The sequence below is a fragment of the Christiangramia sediminicola genome (assembly GCF_031344135.1).
Classification (GTDB): domain Bacteria; phylum Bacteroidota; class Bacteroidia; order Flavobacteriales; family Flavobacteriaceae; genus Christiangramia; species Christiangramia sediminicola.
Genome location: NZ_JAVJIU010000001.1, coordinates 311,042 through 329,753, shown reverse-complemented (window position 1 = coordinate 329,753; position 18,712 = coordinate 311,042). Strand labels below are relative to the sequence as shown.

Below are 18,712 nucleotides of genomic sequence, written 5' to 3'. Positions count from 1 at the left end.
GCAACAGATTTGAGATGCTGAAAAAAAATCAGCAGGACTATTTTTTAAAAAATTCTCTGATGCTTTAAGAATTCTACTTGTTTATTCTTAAAAAATAAGATTGCTTCCCATAAAAGACTTGGTTACATTTGTTGGAAACACTACACAAATGAAACCAGATCAATTCCAGGCTCCTGATTATTACAATCTCGACGAGCTTTTAAGCGATGAACATAAAATGGTTCGCGACGCCACCAGAGAATGGGTGAAACGTGAAGTTTCACCTATTATCGAAGAAGCCGCACAAAACGCAAAATTCCCAAAACAACTTATAAATGGCCTTGCCGAAATTGGTGCATTTGGACCATATATCCCGGAAGAATATGGCGGAGCCGGATTAGACCAGATTTCATATGGTTTGATCATGCAAGAAATAGAACGTGGCGACAGTGGAATTCGTTCTACAGCATCGGTTCAATCATCACTGGTAATGTATCCGATCTTTAAATACGGAACTGTAGAACAGAAGAAAAAATTCCTTCCTAAACTGGCTTCAGGAGAATTTATTGGTTGCTTTGGTCTAACCGAACCAGATCACGGATCCAATCCTGGTGGAATGACCACTAATTTTAAAGATAAAGGAGATCATTACTTGCTGAATGGAGCAAAAATGTGGATCTCTAATTCACCTTTTGCAGATATAGCCATTGTTTGGGCGAAAAATGAAGAAGGAAGAATTCACGGTTTGATCGTTGAACGTGGAATGGAAGGTTTTACCACGCCAGAAACTCACAATAAATGGTCACTTCGTGCCAGCGCCACCGGTGAACTTATTTTTGACAATGTAAAAGTTCCGAAGGAAAACCTGATGCCGGGAAAATCTGGATTGGGAGCACCACTAGGCTGCCTGGATTCCGCACGTTACGGAATTGCCTGGGGAGCGATTGGGGCTGCTATGGATTGTTATGATACAGCTCTACGATACGCCAAGGAAAGAGAGCAATTTGGAGTACCTATCGCTTCAAAGCAACTTCAGCAAAAGAAACTAGCCGAGATGATCACCGAAATCACAAAAGCTCAATTAATGGCGTGGAGACTTGGAACATTAAGAAATGAAGGAAAAGCAACTTCTGCCCAGATCTCGATGGCCAAAAGAAATAACGTGGAAATGGCCATTAAGATAGCAAGGGAAGCCAGACAGATTCTTGGCGGAATGGGTATCACCGGTGAATACAGCATTATGCGACATATGATGAACCTCGAAAGTGTGATCACTTACGAAGGAACTCATGATATTCATTTGCTTATCACAGGGATGGATATTACCGGACACGCAGCATTTTAAATCTAAATAGTATGAAAAAAGTTCATTTTCAAGTAGAGATCGATTGCCCTAAAGAAAAGGTTTTTTCAATTATGCTAGACAAGGAGCATTACCGTAAATGGACAGCTGAATTCAATCCAACTTCACATTATGAGGGTACCTGGGAGGAAGGCAGCAAGATCTTATTTCTGGGTGAGACCGAAGATGGAGAAAAGGCTGGAATGCAAAGTGAAATAGCAAAGATGGAACCAGCGAAATTTATTAGCATTAGACACCTGGGAATGCTGGAGAAAGGCAAGGAAACTCGCTTTGAGCAGGAACTCTATGAAAACTATTATTTCGAACAGAAAAATGGTTCCACTTTACTAAAAGTAGAGATGGATACCGAAGATGACTGGTTAGATTATTTCGGAAAAACCTGGCCTAAAGCACTTCAGAAATTAAAAGAAGTCTGCGAAAGTAATTGCTAGAATTAAACCAGATCAAAACAGGGGCAACGTTTACAACGCTTGCCCTTTTTGTATTTTTCACAGCATATTTTCTTTAAAGGCTTCGGTTTTTTGGCGTAAACACCTTCTACCCTCAAATAATCCTTTGATTTATTTGAATAGAATACAATCACATTTATAATATTCACAACTTTAGGTGTCATATTTTTAATTTAACCCAAAAGGCTGATTTTCTGCGTTAAACAAGCGATAAAAAGCTTCTAAGATTTTCTAAATAGCCTTCCAGCTTTTACCTTTGCAAAAAAAATTGAATGCATTATGATTAAAGAGATAAACGCAAGTTTAGAGCCTCTAACCAACCAGTTAATTAATCATTCTTTATACAAAAAGATCAATTCTCCTGAACAGCTTCAAATATTCATGGAGCATCATGTTTTTGCCGTTTGGGATTTCATGTCTTTATTGACCGCACTTCAGGAAAAACTTACCAAAACCACCAATCCGTGGTTGCCTGTAGGAAATCCTGAAACAAGGTATCTTATAAACGAGATCGTGCTTGCAGAAGAAACCGATCTCAATATTCACGGTAAAAGGCAAAGTCATTTTGAGATGTACCTGGATGCAATGACTGCCGCCGGAGCGAGTAAAGCTAAAGTTGAAGATCTATTGATGCAGGTGACCCATGGAACAGATATCTTTTTGATCATTGCCACCAGTAAACTACCAATTAGCATCAAGCAATTCCTGAAACACACTTTTGAAGTTGTTTATAGCCGTGAACCTCATAAGATCGCTTCAGCCTTTACATTTGGACGCGAAGGATTGATTCCTGATATGTTTTCATCTATTATCGAAAAAGTGCAAAAAAACTTCCCTGATGACGACCTGAGTCTTTTCAAATACTATTTTGACCGTCACATAGAATTAGATGGCGATGAACACGGACCGATGGCCTTTAAAATGGTGGAAGAACTCTGCGGAAATGATGAAAGAAAATGGCAGGAAGTAAAACAAACTGCTGAAAAATCTCTGCAAAGCAGACTGAAACTCTGGGATGGAATTGAAGCTGAAATAGAAGCCAAAACAAAATTAGAAATGGCTTAAAGTCTAAATTCCACTAAAAACAAAAAATCCTGAATTCTTCAATTCAGGATTTTTTTTATTCAATACTAAAAATATCATTCTGATGCCGAGCGATTCTCACTTCCAGACCGTCCAAACCATCAGTGATAGGGATCTGGCAGCTTAAGCGGCTATTATCTTCCACAAAAAATGCCTGATCCAGCATATCCTCTTCCTCAAAACCTTTTTCAGGTAGCATATGCTCAAAATTAAGCATATAGCATTGGCAGGATGCACACATTGCCATTCCTCCACAAATACCAATTGTCCCTTCAGGTGCAAGTTCATAAGAACGGATCACCTCCATAAGATTCATATTCATATCTGTTGGTGCATCTACTACATGAGCCTCTCCCTCGCGGTCTATTATAGTGATCTTTACGTCTGACATATCCTGATCAAATTCTAGAAAATCAATCCTCAAGCTGAACTTGTTTCAGTTCCCAGTGAGATACTGAAGCAAGTTCAGAATGACTAAAATTCTAATTTATACTTTTTACTACTTCTCTTTTTGCTTCTTTCTTACTTCCGTCGAAACCGCTAACTCCACTCACAGTGGTATATTTCATCACGTATTTCTTATCAGGATTAATTCTCTGGTAAGCACTCTGACACATGATTGCAGCCTCATGGAACCCACAAAGGATGAGCTTTAATTTTCCTTTATAGGTGTTCACATCGCCAATAGCATAGATCCCAGGAATGTTGGTCTGATAATCGTACGAATTATCAACCTTAATCGCATTCTTTTCGATCTCCAGTCCCCAATTCGCAATTGGTCCCAACTTTGGTGAAAGTCCAAAAAGTGGAATAAAATGATCAGTTTCTTTGATTTCCTCTTCTCTGGCTTTGTCCTTATGACGAATAACCACCGAATCTAATTCACCTTCTCCTTTTAAATCTACGACTTCAGCATCAGTGATGAGGTTAATCTTCCCTATTTTTGAAAGTTCCTCTACCTTTTCCACAGAATCTAAAGCACCACGGAAATCTTTTCTTCGGTGAACCAGTGACACTTCTGAGGCAACATCGGCAAGGAAAATACTCCAATCTAATGCTGAATCTCCTCCACCGGCGATAACTACTTTCTTATCTCTGTAGACTTCAGGATCTCTAATAATGTAAGCAACCCCTTTATCTTCATAATCTTTTATTGAAGGGATAGGTGGTTTTCTAGGCTCAAAGCTTCCAAGCCCCCCAGCGATCACCACTACAGGAGCGTGATGCTTGGTTCCTTTACTCGTAGTTACGATAAAACTACCATCATCCTGCTTATCTATAGTCTCTGCTCTTTCCCCTAAAGTAAATCCAGGTTCAAAAGGTTTGATCTGCTCCATAAGGTTATCAACGAGATCTCCTGCAAGGACTTCCGGAAATCCCGGAATATCATAAATAGGTTTCTTTGGATAAATTTCAGAACACTGACCTCCCGGTTGCGGGAGCGCATCGATAAGATGACATTTCAGTTTTAATAATCCAGCTTCAAAAACAGCGAAAAGACCAGTAGGTCCCGCGCCTATGATAAGTATATCGGTTTTAATCATGCTTCAATTCAATTAAAAGGCTGGCAGACTATCTTTCAATATTTACCACCTTCTCGATTTGGGGTACATACTTTTTTATCGTCATTTCCACTCCGCTCTTGAGGGTCATCTGGTTAACCGTACAGCCAACACATGCACCTTCCAGCTGCACCTTTACCAGTCGATCATCTTCAATGGAAACCAATGAAATGTTTCCGCCATCACTTTCCAGAAATGGACGGATCTCGGCCAAAGCCTTCTCGACATTAATTTTAACTTCTTCGCTTGTCATTTATTTCTTATTAACAGCACTGCATCCCGCCATCGTAGTAATCTTAATGGCTTCTGTTGGAGGCAGATCTTTGTTTCTGTTTACGGTTTCCTGCACCATATTCCTGGTGATTCCTTCAAAAGCAGATTCCAGTGGAGTTGCTGTTTGAAGTGCCGCAGGTCTCCCTATATCTCCTGATTCTCTTAGGCTTTGCACCAGAGGAATTTCACCTAGGAACGGAACTTTTAGATCTTCTGCAAGATTTTTAGCGCCTTCCTGCCCAAAGATATAATATTTGTTTTCCGGCAATTCTTCAGGTGTAAAATAGGCCATATTTTCTATGATACCTAGTACAGGCACATTAATACTTTCCTGCTGGAACATCGCCACACCTTTCTTAGCATCTGCTAATGCTACATTTTGCGGGGTACTTACGATCACAGAACCTGTTATAGGAAGTGACTGCATTATGGATAAGTGAATATCACCTGTTCCCGGAGGAAGGTCGATCAACATAAAGTCAAGCTCTCCCCAATCAGCATCAAAGATCATCTGGTTTAAGGCTTTTGCCGCCATAGGTCCTCTCCAAACAACTGCCTGATTTGGCTTTGTAAAGAATCCAATTGAAAGGATCTTTACACCATAGTTCTCAACCGGCTTCATTTTTGATTTTCCGTTTACATTTACTGAAAGAGGTCTTTCAGCTTCCACATCAAACATCATTGGAGTAGAAGGCCCGTAAATATCGGCATCCAGAATACCAACTTTGAAACCCATTTTAGAAAGTGTCACGGCCAGGTTAGAGGTCACTGTAGATTTCCCTACACCACCTTTTCCTGAAGCGACTGCGATAATATTCTTAATTCCGGGAATTGCTTTCCCCTTGATTTCAGGCTGTTTTTTCTCTGGAGCTTGAACTTTAATATTCACCTTAACTTTTGCCTTTTCATATACCTTTTCATGGATAGCTTTCATCACATCCACTTCCGCTCTTTTCTTAATATGAAGCGCTGGCGTACTTAGAACAAGGTCTACTACAACCTCATCACCAAAAGTCATTACATTCTGAACTGCACCACTTTCAACCATATTATTTCCTTCACCTGCTACAGTTATAGTTTCCAGGGCTTTTAAAATCTCTTTTCTGTCTAATTTCATATATGAATTTTAATCAGATTCTTTAGCTTATATAGACTGATTCTAAATGCAAATATAGTTGGAAAAGCTAAGAATACGAAGAATTTAGCCATTTTAGATTTATGAAGTAATAGGTGTAAATTATAGCTCGAATTAACCTAATTTTCCTATGAAAGCTCCTTCATCGGATCCCAGAAATATTGCTTAAAATCGATGATCTGTAGTTCCTTTACAGGAATACCTTCTTCTTCAAGTAATTGCTGCATGGCATTACTGCCTCCAAAATGATGTTTCCCGGTAAGAACCCCATTGCGGTTTACCACACGATGGGCAGGCACATCTTCAAGATTATGAGATGAATTCATAGCCCAACCTACCATTCTGGCACTTTTAGCAGCTCCAAGATATTTTGCGATCGCGCCATAAGAGGTCACGCGACCTCTCGGTATTAATTTACATACCTCGTAAACCTTTTTAAAAAATCCGGAATTATCACTCATCAGGAATTGAAAATTCTAACCAGCGCAACCCCGATAAGGATCAACATTAAACCAGCCATGAAGTAATTAGAATACTTGGCGAAAGATTCGGCCTTCTTCTCGATTTTATCAAAAAGCACCACATAGATATATAGGGCGGTAAAACTTCCTGCGCAGGCTGCAAGAGTAAAGGCAATATTTAGAGACCAGTCATATTCCATCCCACCGCTAAGATTCATGGTACCAGCGATAGCTACGAAATATGGAATAGGAAAAACATTCAAAGCGGCAATAAGCATTCCTTTAAAAACGCTATTTGCATTTGCTTTTTGCTTATTATGATTAATTCCCTTTTTATGTCTGGCTTGAATAAAGAAGTAAACCGCCAGGATGCAAAAAATCACTAAGCCTGCCCGGAGTAAAATTCTTCGAACAATAGGGTTATCAAATATATATTTCGCTAATAAAACAGCGATAAAAGCCTGAATCAAGATCACGATTCCAGCTCCTATAGCTACATAGAATCCGTTTCTCTTACCTTTCTCTACACAGGTTTTAGCAACAGTCATATTTACCAAACCCGGAGGGACCACTCCAATAAAAGCAGCCAGGTAAGTTATCAGGAAAAGTTTTGTTTCTTCCAATACCCCTTATTTAATCTTAAATCGAATATACGTAATAGGTTTTCCTTTTTCAAGGTACTGTTTTTCATAGAAAGTCTGTATACCCGTTACCTCTTTTGGCGAATATTCGTTCTTGTAAATATCATGATGGGCATATAAAATCTCATGACCTTCACCATGCAACAATCCTAAAGTATATCCATGCATGAATTCTGAATCTGTTTTAAGATGCATGATCCCATCGTTTTTCAAAATATTCTTGTATCGCTGAAGAAATTCAGTATTGGTAAGCCTGTGCTTGGTTCTCTTGTACTTGATCTGCGGATCTGGAAAAGTGATCCATATTTCACTAACCTCATCAGCTGCAAAAATATATTCGATAAGCTCTATCTGAGTTCGTACGAAAGCAACATTATTCAACCCTTCTTCAAGAGCCGTTTTAGCTCCACGCCAGAACCTGGCTCCCTTGATGTCTATCCCAACAAAATTCTTTTCTGGATTCTGTCTTGCCAGTTCTACGGTATATTCACCTTTTCCACAGCCAAGCTCCAATACGACCGGATGATCGTTCTTGAAGAATTTTTCGCTCCAGTTTCCTTTTAATTCGAATAAATTATCTGTAAGCTCCTCCCTGGAAGGCTGGATTACATTGTCAAATTTTTCGTTTTCCCTAAAGCGCTTAAGTTTATTCTTGCTTCCCACTAAAAATTAATATTTTGGTAAAATTAAAGAAAATCACCCACCTGTCTATAAGAATATATTTGTAATATGCGAAAGAAGAGAATATTGGTGGCTGCACTCAATTGGGGTTTAGGTCATGCCGCCAGGTGTATTCCCATCATAAGAGAACTTCAGTTAAATGGTTTTGAACCCGTTATAGCTTCAGACGGGCAAGCACTGGAACTGTTGAAAAAAGAATTTCCGCATTTAAATCATATAGAGCTTCCCTCCTATAATATCCAGTACAGCAAAAATGGATTCTACCTGAAATGGAAAATGATCATGGACAGTCCCAGGATTGTAATGGCTATTCGTGAAGAGAAAAAACTTACCAAAGAGATTGTAAAGAAATATAATATTAAAGGAATAATTTCTGACAATCGTTTGGGTGTGCGATGTAAAAAATTAAAAACGAATGTTTTTATCACCCATCAACTTAATGTACTAAGCGGAAATACTTCCTTTTTAAGCAGTTATTTGCACCAGCAGTATATTAGCAAATTTGATGAATGCTGGGTACCTGATGTGGCTGACAAAAAAAATCTCAGCGGAATTCTGGGTCACTTAAAAAGGAAGCCGGTTAATGTAAAGTATATAGGCCCAATAAGCAGATTGGAAAAAAGAAACACTCCGGAGTTTTATGATTTTCTGGTTCTTTTAAGTGGCCCGGAACCTCAGCGCTCTATTCTTGAATCTATATTGCTGAAAGAATTCAAAACCGCAGAAGCAAGAATTCTTTTTGTAAGAGGAGTTTTTTCAGAAGATGAATTAGACTTCCCGAATTGCAATATCAATATTAAAAATAATCTATTCGGAAAAGCTTTGCAGGAAGCCATCAACGCCAGTAGATATATCGTTTCTAGATCTGGTTACACTACCTTGATGGACCTGGCAAAACTGGAAAAAAAGGCATTTTTTATTCCGACTCCAGGTCAGAATGAACAGGAATATTTAGCCGAAAGGTTATCTAAACTGGGAATTGCTCCATTTTGCAAACAGGAGGATTTTGATCTTACGCAACTAAGGAGAATTGAAAATTATGAAGGATTAAGTGATTTCGGGAATCACGTTGTCTTCAGGGATCTTTTTTCTTTTTTCGAGCGTAAATGAAAATTCACTACCAACTCCAAAAACGCTTTCTACATAGATCTTTTCGCCGTGAGCTTCCAGAATATGTTTTACAATAGAAAGACCAAGGCCTGAACCACCTTCTTTTCTTGAACCACTTTTATCAACTCTATAAAAACGCTCGAACAATCGCGGAATATTTTCATTTTCTATACCCTCACCATTATCTGTAACTCTAACGATTACCTTATTCTTGATAAGATTTTCTATACTTATTTCTGTTGTCCCACCCTTTTTCCCGTATTTGATGGAATTGACGATAAGATTGGTTAGAACCTGCTGAATCCTTTCCCGGTCGGCCCTTACAAAAATTGGCTCTTCATAGTCAAAATCAAAAGTCAGCGTGATGCTCTTTTTAGCCGCCTTCATTTCAAGCAGATCAAAAGATGCCTGAATTAATTCAACAATATCAAAAGTTTCGTAGCGCAAATGAAGATCTCCCGTTTCAAGCTTGGTGATCATATCCAGATCTTTTACGATATAGATAAGTCTTTCAACACCTTTGTTTGCCCTGGCTAGATATTTCTTTCGAATTGCTTTATCCTTATGCGCTCCATCTAACAGAGTTAAAATATAGCCCTGAACTGTGAACAACGGAGTTTTTAATTCATGGGAAACATTCCCCATGAATTCCTTCCGATAAGCCTCCCTAACTTTTAAAGTTTCGATCTCCAGCTTTTTGTCTTCAGCAAACTTTTTGACTTCACGTGTAAGACTGGACATATCTGTGGTGATCTGGTCCCGACTTAAAGTTTTCGAGTCTAAAAGAGTAACATTATCATAGACCTTTTTAATTCTACGATATATAAATCGCTCTACCCTGTATTGAATGATGAGAAATGTAAACAGGTAACATAAAATGGCAAATACAATTAAAGCAATCCAGATAGATTGAAAGTCTATAAATATAAAAACAGCCATGATCGCTGTGAGAAACACACTTATATATAGTGCAGTTCTAAGAGCAAAGCGATATGAGCGTTTAAATTTTTGCGACATTAAACTACGAACTTATAGCCAACTCCTTTTATGGTCTTGATCTTGTCATCACCAATTTTTTCGCGGAGTTTTCTTATATGCACATCTATAGTTCTACCACCAACCACAATATCATTCCCCCAGACATTATCAAGAATATCTTCACGAGTAAATACCTTTCCTGGTTTTGAAGCTAATAAAGAAAGTAACTCAAATTCTTTTCGCGGTAACCCCATTTCCTCACCGTTCTGAACGATCTTGTATTCTTCACGATTAATAGTGATATCTCCAAGTTTCACAATATTCTCCGATGTATCTTCATCACGATATCTTCTTAACAATGCCTTTACTTTACTAACAAGCACTTTTGGCTTGATTGGTTTTGTGATATAGTCATCTGCACCGGCATCAAATCCTGCCATTTGAGAGTAGTCTTCTCCTCTAGCCGTTAGAAAAGTGATAATCGTCCCTTCCATATCTGGCATCTTTCTGATCTGTTCACAAGCTTCAATACCATCCATCTCTGGCATCATAACATCAAGAATTATAAGATGCGGCTTCTTTTTCTTCGCAAGTTTTACAGCGTCTACACCATTATCTGCAGTGATCACGTCGTAACCTTCAGAAGAAAGGTTATATCCCACTATTTCAAGGATATCCGGCTCGTCATCAACTAATAAAATTTGAATGTCTTTTTTCTTCATAACGTATTAAGATGTGGTTAAGAGCTCATAAAATTAACCAATAATTTGAACTATAAAGCGATTAACACATTAGTAACATTAAACTAACTCTTTAATGACAAATGATTAATTCTAAGGTAACATCCCCCACTCCTCTTCGCCGTTAATTTGCAGCGAGATTTTATAGCAAATACAAAAATGAAAAGATTCTTATTATTATCATTCTTATTAATTGTAGGTGTAATGCATGCTCAGGACAGTACAACCGGTTCTATTGCCGGGAAACTTTCTGACCGCGAAATGAGCGGAGAGCCTCTACCATTTGCAAATGTTTTAATAAAGGGTACCACTAAAGGTACAACATCAGATTATGATGGTCTATATATTCTAGACAAACTGGAACCAGGAACCTATACTGTAGTTTTCAGTTTTGTTGGTTACGAAACTCTTGAAGTTCCTGATGTTGTGGTTACAGCAGGAAAAGTTACGGAAGTTAATACAGATCTTGGATCTAGTGCTGCTGCCCTGGACGAAGTGGTAATCACTACAGTTTCCAGAAGAGATTCTCAGGTAGCTCTACTAATAGAACAAAAAAATTCAGTTGAAATCAAGGAAAGCATCGGCGCTCAGGAATTAGCCAAATTAGGAGTTTCCGATGCTGCGACAGCAACTACAAAGATCTCGGGAGTTTCCAGCAGTGAAGCTTCCGGAGATATATTCGTTAGAGGTTTAGGAGATCGTTATTTGTATACAACCATGAACGGTTTGCCAATACCTTCTGATGATGTGGAGCGTAAGAATATTGATCTGGGTCTTTTCCCTACAAGAGTTATCCAGAACATCAGTATTAGTAAAACTTATGCCGCTCAGAATTCATCTGACCAGGCTTCAGGAAGTGTTGATATCACTTCAAGAGAATTAAGAGGTAAAAGCGAATTGGATCTTGGTCTTCAGATTGGAGCTAATACAAATGCGATCGGTCAGTTTGGAGATTTTAAAGTTTCACCTAACCAGGATGATGTTCACTTCGGATTTTACGATCAATTAATTCATACTCAGTATAGCCTGAATAACCAGGATTGGGATCCAAAAGATGCAGCTTTACCAATGAACAGAAAGTACGCTTTAACTGCTGGAAAGAGATTTGGTGATTTTGAAGTGTTATTCACTGCCTCTAATTCTACCGCTTTTGAATATAACGAAGGAGTTTTCAAATATTACCGAGCTAACATCCTGGAAGATCAATTCAGCGATGCGACGAATTTTACTAAGACAGATAACAACACTGCCTTATTAGATCTTGGTTATGACTTCAATGATAACAACCGAATCAAAGTAACCACTCTTTTTATCAATAAAGTGACCGACCAGGTGTTTGAAGCAGGTAGAAATGGAATGGGAGAGGTTGAAGATGAAGATGATTTTGATCCTACCTTAAACCAATTCATCCGTGACCAGAATATCAAGCAAACCAGACTTTGGGTAAACCAGCTTCATGGTTCACACGATATGTGGGAAGGAAAAAATGAACTTGAATGGGCAGTTGGTTATAATATAGTTGATGCAGATGAGCCGAATAGAATCAGAAATGAGATCAATTTTAAGCCTGGAGATATCCAGTTAGCTCAAACAGGACAATACCAACAGAGAAAATCTATCCAGGAAATTGACGATACAGAGTTGAACGCTCTTATCAAAGACCAATACAATTTCATTAAAGAAGATAACGAAGAAGGAAAAGTTTTCAATCTTACTTTAGGTGGAAACTATCGTAACAAAGAGCGTACTTTCTTTTCGAGATTCTATGGCGCTGAAGAGGTAAATTATAATACCGTAAAACCAACTTCCCTTGATAATTTAACGGACGTATTTACTACTGAAAACTTTAATAACGATCTTCTTAATTTTAACGAAAGATCTGCCGACAGATATAACGCAGTTCTTGAATCTGGTTCAGGATTCGCATCTGTAAACTATGGCAACGATATCTGGAACCTGAATGTTGGAGCAAGATACCAGAGAGACCAGATAGATGTGGCTTTTGATGTGAACAACTATTCTCCCAATGCACCAAAATTTGTTCAGAAGATCTATGATAATATTTATCCTAGCATTAACCTGAAATTTTCTCCAAACGAAGATTCGAACATCAGGTTAGCTGCGAGTAAGACGATTACACTACCTGAATTTAAAGAGATCGCTCCTTTTGAGTATGTATCTCCAACAGCACAGGTAACAAAAGGAAATCCAGATCTGGAAGCTTCAAATAACTATAATCTTGATCTGAAATATGAGTTTTTCCCAAGCTCTGGAGAATTACTTTCTCTAACAGGTTTCTACAAGAAAATTAAAGACCCTATCAATAAAGCACAACAAAGAGGTGCTGCAGGTATCTTCTCTTACTTCAACGCTGGAGAAGAGGCAAATATTTACGGTCTTGAACTTGAAGCAAGGATGGATGTGATAGAGAATGAGAATGAAGCCGGACTTGATATGGCTGTTTCTACAAATATCACCAGAATGTGGCATAAACAAGACCTAAGAGATGTTTTTGATAATGGAGTTTATAACTACACCTTCAAATACGGTGGAAAAAACGAAATAGGTCTTCAGGGAGCTTCAGACTGGATCCTGAACTCTTCCATTAATGTGTCTACAGAAACAGAAAATCCATTTAGAGCAAGTCTTGTTGGAGCCTACGCATCAGATAAAATCTTCGCACTTGGCAACCCAGAAACTACAAATCTTGACCTTATTGATACGGATTACAATGATGAGATCATGGAAAAAGGTTTTGTAACGCTAGACCTAATCATGTCTAAACAGCTTGGAGAAAACTGGGAATTTGAATTTAAAGGCCAGAACTTACTTAATCCAGAAATAGAAAGATATCAGGCTATTAAGCCAATGTCTGGTGACCTGCCGGAAACTAACCAAACCGTGCGTTCATACACCAGAGGTTCTATCCTGACATTAGGAGTAAGCTATACATTTTAACCACTTTTAAATTAAACTTTAACACAACTCAAATTAAATTTTGAAAACAAAAACAACAAAAATGAAAAGAGTAAAAAACCTATTGTATTTATCCGTTTTGTCATTGGGATTAATGGCAACTTCGTGTAGTGATGATGCAAACATCGATCTAATTGATGATACTGACGATACTCCGGTAACAGGAGGCACAGACCTTACAGGTTCTCTTGAAGAAGATATGACTCTGGATGCTTCAAAAACCTATAACCTTACCGGAACATTTTCTATAGAATCTGGCGTAACTCTTACTATTCCTGCCGGAACTGAGATAGTAGCCGATGCAACTTCAAGTTCAAGCGACGAAACTGAGGTTTATATCGTCGTTCAAAAAGGTGGAAATATTGAGATCAATGGTACTTCCAGCTCACCGGTAATTATAAGAGCGGCAAGTAACCGTGCAGGAAGCTGGGGTGGTCTTGTGATCGCTGGTAATGCTTCTACTACTGCAGGATTGGATGCCGAGGCGGAAGTAGGTGGAATTCTTTACGGTGGCGGCGATGATACAGATAGCTCTGGTTCTATAAAATATCTAATTCTAAAGGATGCTGGTGCTTCAATTAACCCAGAGTCTCAATATAATGGTCTTTCTCTTTACGCTGTTGGATCTGGAACTTCTATTCAGAACGTGGCCATCACCAATGGTGCAGATGACGGAGTTGAATTTTTTGGAGGAACAGTTTCTGTAACTAATCTTTACCTTGAAGATAACGAAGATGACGCAGTAGACTGGACTGAAGGATGGAGTGGTACTATCACCAACACCTACGTTCTTCATACTATCGGGAATTTCTCTACGGCAATAGAAGCTGATGGTGAAGATAACAGCCCTAAAATCAACAACTTTACTGCAGTATCTACTACTGGAGGAACTGCTCTTCAATTCAAGAAGAATTCAGGCGCAATTATCACAGGACTTTCTCTATCTGGATATGATAAATCTTTAGATATAGCTGATGCTAACAGAACCGATCTTGCCAATATCCAGATCAATGGCTCTACTGTAGATCAGGCAAATGCATACGCAGTTACACCAACGGTTGACGCTTCTTTATTCAACTGGATCGATAATAGAGGTTCTGTATCTGTACTTCCTGCATCTGTAGATAATGATTTCAGTCTGGATGGAAATACGCAGTATGTTCTTAGCGGAATCATGTCTGTTGAAGAAGGTGCTACCCTAACAATACCTGCTGGTACTACGATTACTGCAAGAAGTGACAGTAATACTGAAGCTACAAGTATCTACATCGTAGTTCAAAAAGGAGGAATGATCGATATTCAGGGAACTGAAAGCAATCCTGTGATCATGAAATCTACTACAGGACAGGCTGGAAGCTGGGGTGGTCTTGTGATCGCTGGCGATGCTCCAACTACTGCAGGTACTAATGCAGAAGCTGAAGTTGGCGGAATTCTTTACGGTGGAAATACTTCAGATGATAACTCTGGTTCTATTCAATACCTTATATTAAAAGATGCTGGAGCTTCAATTAATCCTGAATCTCAGTACAACGGACTTTCTCTTTACGCAGTTGGTTCTGGAACTACTATTGAAAATATTGCGATCATGAATGGTGCTGATGACGGAGTTGAATTCTTTGGAGGAACTGTTTCTGTAACAAATATCTACCTTGAAGATAATGAAGATGATGCTGTAGACTGGACTGAAGGTTGGAATGGAACGATCACTAACACATATGTACTACATACAATCGGGAATTTCTCAACTGCTATCGAGGCAGATGGAGAAAACAATAATCCAATGATTGTAAACTTTACCGCTGTTTCTGAAACAGGAGGAACTGCACTTCAGTTCAAAAAGAATTCTGGAGCAACAATTACAGGTCTATCATTAACAGGATATGATACAGTTCTTGATATCGCTGATGATAACAGAACAGATTTAAGCGGAATTCAATTAGAAGGAATCACAGCAACTTTAGAAGCTACTTTTGAGGTAGGTGCTACTGTAGATGTTTCAACTTTTAACTGGGCAAAATAAAAGCTCGATTATTCTGTAATAATTTGAATATCAATAATTAGCCTATATATTAGGGTTGCCAAGTGCAGCCCTTTTTTATTTCCATATTTTTTGATGGAACTTGTAATTAATGGCAAGATTTTTGAAATTTTATTTGTAAGTTTGTCTAAACCTCGATCGAAAGAATGAAGCAAAAGTACCTATTTACCTTTTTTCTTATTTGTTTCCTGATAGTTGCCGCTCCGGCAAGTGCTCAGGAATTTGATCGTGCTCCACAGCGAACAGAAATTCCAATTGATGGCCTTTCTATTTATCCTAACCCGGTTACCGGCGGGAAAGTTTATATTTCCTCCACCAAAAATCAGGATAAGATAATAGAGATTTACAATGTTCTTGGAAAACCTGTTCAAAAAGCTCGTTTAAGAGGGAGAGAACTTGATGTATCTACATTAACTCCTGGAATCTACATTCTGAAAATCCAGGAAGGTAAAGCGAAAGCGACAAGAAAGCTTGTTGTAAAATAAACTTTATCCCTTCAAATTTAAATGGCTTCTGTTTCAGAGGCTTTTTTTATTCCTTAATTTTGGGCAAAACTTCCAACAGTTATGCTTGAAAATAGAATTTTTGAGATCTCAAATAATACCGAATTTGAGGATGTAGCCTTAGAAGTTTACAAACATCAATTCCATAACAATACTGTATACAGGGAATTTTCCAGCTATCTAAATAGAAATCCCGATAACGTAAAAAGTATAACTGATACACCTTTCTTACCTATTGAATTCTTCAAAAGCAGAAAGATTATTACCGGAAATCAAGAACCGCAAGTCACTTTTACCAGCAGTGGAACTACAGGAACTACCACCAGTAAACATCATGTAACGGATCTTAAGTTATATGAACAGAGTTTTTTAAGAACATTTAAAAAGTTTTACGGTGATCCTGAAGAATATATTTTCCTGGCTCTTTTACCCTCCTACTTGGAGCGCCAGGGATCTTCATTGATTTATATGGCCGACCATTTAATAAAAGCTTCTAATAACAAGGAAAGTGGATTCTATCTTAATGATCTCGAAGCTTTATCTAAAAAATTGACTGAACTTGATTCAGTCTCTAAAAAAGTATTTCTTATAGGTGTATCATTTGCCCTTCTAGATCTTATTGAGAAGAAAAAATTTCATCTTGAAAACACTATAGTAATGGAGACTGGTGGAATGAAAGGTCGAAGAAAAGAAATGATTAGGGAAGAATTGCACAATCATTTAAGGAAAGGATTTGGAGTTGATGCTATTCATAGTGAATATGGAATGACAGAATTACTCTCCCAGGCTTACTCTAACGGTGCTGGAGTTTTTGAATGTCCATCCTGGATGAAGATCCTCGTTCGTGATCCTGAAGATGCTTTGACCTATCTGCCTGAATCAAAAACTGGCGGAATGAATGTCATAGATCTCGCCAACATAAATTCTTGCTCTTTTATTGCTACCCAAGATCTTGGGAGAATAAAAAATGATAAAATCGAAATCCTGGGAAGGTTTGATAATAGTGATGTTCGAGGCTGTAATCTACTATTATTATAAAAAAATCCAGGGATTTGTAAAGTTTCTGAAAAATTTACGACGTACCTAATGCAGAATGAAAATGATCCTAAATCATTCATATTCTGCAGGCTAAGTGAAATTTTTCATATTAGATTGGTTAGTTAGTTGCGAAGCCTTCAGATATCCTCTGAAGGCTTTCGTTTTTATAACTATATATCCAATTATCGAAACTTAGACTTTGTAAAAAAAAGTAAGATAAAGGATCATTGCCATGGCTATGGCAATGATAATTACACTGGCAATATTTTCGGCTTTTGGGTTATCCATATCTGCTTCTTAAAATACTTACGTAATTTCTAGTGATATGGTTTAGAACCGATTAGAATTTTATAATTTCTATTTCGCCTGAATGATATACGTATTTTTCTTTCCTTTATTCAGGATCACATATTTGTTATTGATAAGATCTTCTTTAGTGATCTTGTAATCATCTTTCACCTTTTCCTTGTTTACAGAAACAGAATTCTCTTTTAAAGCTCTTCTAGCTTCTCCATTAGAATTAAGGAAATTGGTTTTAGCTGATAGCGCAGCGATCATATCAAGACCTTCTTCAATTTCGGTCATCGCGACCTCGGCCTGAGGAACCCCTTCAAAAATATCCAGGAAAGTAGCCTCGTCAAGTTTTCTGAAATCATCTGCGGTACTTTTTCCGAATAAAACTTCTGAAGCAGCCAGCGCATTTTCATATTCAGCTTCAGAGTGCACCATTCTGGTCACTTCTTTTCCAAGAACTTTTTGTAATTCTCGCTTATGCGGTGCTTCTCTATGTTGCTCGATCAAAGATTCAATTTCTTCCTTACTCAAGAAAGTGAAGATCTTAATGTATTTTTCAGCATCTTCATCACTGGTATTTAGCCAATACTGGTAGAATTTATAAGGAGAAGTTCTGTTAGCATCCAGCCAAACATTTCCACCTTCAGTCTTACCGAATTTTGTACCATCTGCTTTCGTGATCAAAGGACAGGTCAAGGCATATCCTTTTCCGTCGCCAATTCTTCTGATAAGTTCAGTTCCGGTAGTAATATTTCCCCATTGGTCGCTGCCTCCCATCTGGAGAGTACAATTCTTTTCTCTGAAAAGATGGAGAAAGTCATAACCTTGTACAAGTTGGTAAGTAAATTCAGTAAAAGACATACCTACAGAGGATTCTGAAGATAATCTCTTTTTCACTGAATCTTTCGACATCATATAATTTACGGTGATGTGCTTCCCTACATCCCTGATAAACTCAAGGAAAGAGAAATCTTTCATCCAATCATAGTTATTCACCAACACCGCAGCGTTTTTCATATCTGAGTCAAAATCTAGAAACCTTGAAAGTTGCTCTTTTAATGAATTCTGATTATGTCTTAAGGTTTTTTCGTCCAGAAGATTTCTTTCCGCAGATTTTCCTGAAGGGTCACCAATCATACCGGTTGCTCCACCTACCAATGCGTAAGGTTTGTGTCCGGCAAGCTGAAAATGTCTTAGCATCATCACCCCTACCAGGTGTCCAATATGTAAGGAATCGGCAGTTGGATCTATACCCACGTAAGCCGATCGCATTTCTTCCATTAAATGTTCTTCTGTTCCCGGCATTGCATCATGCAACATCCCACGCCAGGTTAATTCTTCGACGAAATTCTTTTCCATATTCTAATAATTCAGATAAAAACAGGCGTAAAGATACCATTTACTCTTA

18 protein-coding genes are annotated in these 18,712 nt (G+C 38.1%); 8 read left to right on the top strand and 10 right to left on the bottom strand.

Features of this window, described 5'->3' with window-relative positions; all coding sequences use genetic code 11:
- The first annotated feature begins 148 nt into the window (after nt 1–148).
- From RE431_RS01565 to RE431_RS01555, 3 genes are all read left to right on the top strand, one after another.
- Nucleotides 149–1,324: an acyl-CoA dehydrogenase family protein gene (locus tag RE431_RS01565; RefSeq protein ID WP_309560203.1), complete on the top strand. Its 1,176-nt coding sequence runs from the start codon at nt 149–151 to the stop codon at nt 1,322–1,324.
- 11 nt (nt 1,325–1,335) lie between these two features.
- Nucleotides 1,336–1,773 carry an SRPBCC family protein gene (locus RE431_RS01560; RefSeq protein ID WP_309560202.1) on the top strand — a complete coding sequence of 146 codons (438 nt, stop codon included), beginning with the start codon at nt 1,336–1,338 and terminating at the stop codon, nt 1,771–1,773.
- Between the two features lie 297 nt (nt 1,774–2,070).
- Nucleotides 2,071–2,856: a DUF3050 domain-containing protein gene (locus RE431_RS01555; protein WP_309560201.1), complete on the top strand. Its 786-nt coding sequence runs from the start codon at nt 2,071–2,073 to the stop codon at nt 2,854–2,856.
- A 55-nt stretch (nt 2,857–2,911) separates the two neighbouring features.
- Here RE431_RS01555 and RE431_RS01550 read toward each other — a convergent pair whose 3' ends face one another.
- The 7 genes from RE431_RS01550 to trmB form a co-directional block, all read right to left on the bottom strand.
- Entirely contained in the window at nt 2,912–3,265 is a 354-nt protein-coding gene (locus RE431_RS01550) for a 2Fe-2S iron-sulfur cluster-binding family protein (RefSeq protein WP_309560621.1), read from the bottom strand.
- A gap of 91 nt (nt 3,266–3,356) precedes the next feature.
- Nucleotides 3,357–4,418: an NAD(P)/FAD-dependent oxidoreductase gene (locus RE431_RS01545; protein ID WP_309560200.1), complete on the bottom strand. Its 1,062-nt coding sequence runs from the start codon at nt 4,416–4,418 to the stop codon at nt 3,357–3,359.
- A gap of 28 nt (nt 4,419–4,446) precedes the next feature.
- Nucleotides 4,447–4,689 (bottom strand): NifU family protein, encoded by a 243-nt coding sequence (locus tag RE431_RS01540; protein ID WP_229341851.1) that lies wholly within the window; start codon nt 4,687–4,689, stop codon nt 4,447–4,449.
- On the bottom strand, nt 4,690–5,826 hold the full coding sequence (locus tag RE431_RS01535) for an Mrp/NBP35 family ATP-binding protein (protein ID WP_309560199.1): 1,137 nt from the start codon (nt 5,824–5,826) through the stop codon (nt 4,690–4,692).
- 146 nt (nt 5,827–5,972) lie between these two features.
- On the bottom strand, nt 5,973–6,305 hold the full coding sequence (locus RE431_RS01530; protein WP_309560198.1) for an MGMT family protein: 333 nt from the start codon (nt 6,303–6,305) through the stop codon (nt 5,973–5,975).
- A complete protein-coding gene (locus RE431_RS01525; RefSeq protein ID WP_309560197.1) occupies nt 6,305–6,928 on the bottom strand; it encodes a LysE family translocator in 624 nt (207 codons plus the stop codon). Before RE431_RS01525 ends, RE431_RS01530 begins: the two co-directional genes overlap by 1 nt.
- A gap of 6 nt (nt 6,929–6,934) precedes the next feature.
- Entirely contained in the window at nt 6,935–7,609 is a 675-nt protein-coding gene (gene trmB, locus RE431_RS01520; RefSeq protein ID WP_309560196.1) for a tRNA (guanosine(46)-N7)-methyltransferase TrmB, read from the bottom strand.
- A 66-nt stretch (nt 7,610–7,675) separates the two neighbouring features.
- Here trmB and RE431_RS01515 point away from each other — a divergent pair, with 66 nt between their 5' ends.
- Nucleotides 7,676–8,737, top strand: a complete 1,062-nt coding sequence (locus RE431_RS01515) for a glycosyltransferase (RefSeq protein ID WP_309560195.1) — start codon at nt 7,676–7,678, stop codon at nt 8,735–8,737.
- On the opposite strand, the gene RE431_RS01510 is transcribed toward RE431_RS01515, so the two are convergent.
- Entirely contained in the window at nt 8,675–9,754 is a 1,080-nt protein-coding gene (locus tag RE431_RS01510) for a sensor histidine kinase (protein WP_309560194.1), read from the bottom strand. The two genes, RE431_RS01515 and RE431_RS01510, sit on opposite strands and share 63 nt — an antisense overlap.
- Nucleotides 9,754–10,437, bottom strand: a complete 684-nt coding sequence (locus tag RE431_RS01505) for a response regulator transcription factor (RefSeq protein WP_309560193.1) — start codon at nt 10,435–10,437, stop codon at nt 9,754–9,756. Before RE431_RS01505 ends, RE431_RS01510 begins: the two co-directional genes overlap by 1 nt.
- 177 nt (nt 10,438–10,614) lie before the next feature.
- Between RE431_RS01505 and RE431_RS01500 the strand changes: the two genes are divergently transcribed.
- The 4 genes from RE431_RS01500 to RE431_RS01485 all read left to right on the top strand — a co-directional run bounded on the left by RE431_RS01500 (nt 10,615) and on the right by RE431_RS01485 (nt 17,010).
- Nucleotides 10,615–13,413 (top strand): TonB-dependent receptor, encoded by a 2,799-nt coding sequence (locus RE431_RS01500; RefSeq protein WP_309560192.1) that lies wholly within the window; start codon nt 10,615–10,617, stop codon nt 13,411–13,413.
- A 61-nt stretch (nt 13,414–13,474) separates the two neighbouring features.
- Nucleotides 13,475–15,451 (top strand): hypothetical protein, encoded by a 1,977-nt coding sequence (locus tag RE431_RS01495; RefSeq protein ID WP_309560191.1) that lies wholly within the window; start codon nt 13,475–13,477, stop codon nt 15,449–15,451.
- Between the two features lie 164 nt (nt 15,452–15,615).
- Nucleotides 15,616–15,954: a T9SS type A sorting domain-containing protein gene (locus tag RE431_RS01490; protein ID WP_309560190.1), complete on the top strand. Its 339-nt coding sequence runs from the start codon at nt 15,616–15,618 to the stop codon at nt 15,952–15,954.
- An 81-nt stretch (nt 15,955–16,035) separates the two neighbouring features.
- Complete coding sequence (locus tag RE431_RS01485; RefSeq protein ID WP_309560189.1) at nt 16,036–17,010, top strand: LuxE/PaaK family acyltransferase; 975 nt, start codon at nt 16,036–16,038, stop codon at nt 17,008–17,010.
- Nucleotides 17,011–17,367: 357 nt separating this feature from the next.
- On the opposite strand, the gene tyrS is transcribed toward RE431_RS01485, so the two are convergent.
- The gene (tyrS, locus tag RE431_RS01480; protein WP_309560188.1) at nt 17,368–18,663 is read right to left on the bottom strand and encodes a tyrosine--tRNA ligase; all 1,296 of its coding nucleotides are present in this window, start codon (nt 18,661–18,663) and stop codon (nt 17,368–17,370) included.
- Nucleotides 18,664–18,712: the final 49 nt, after the last annotated feature.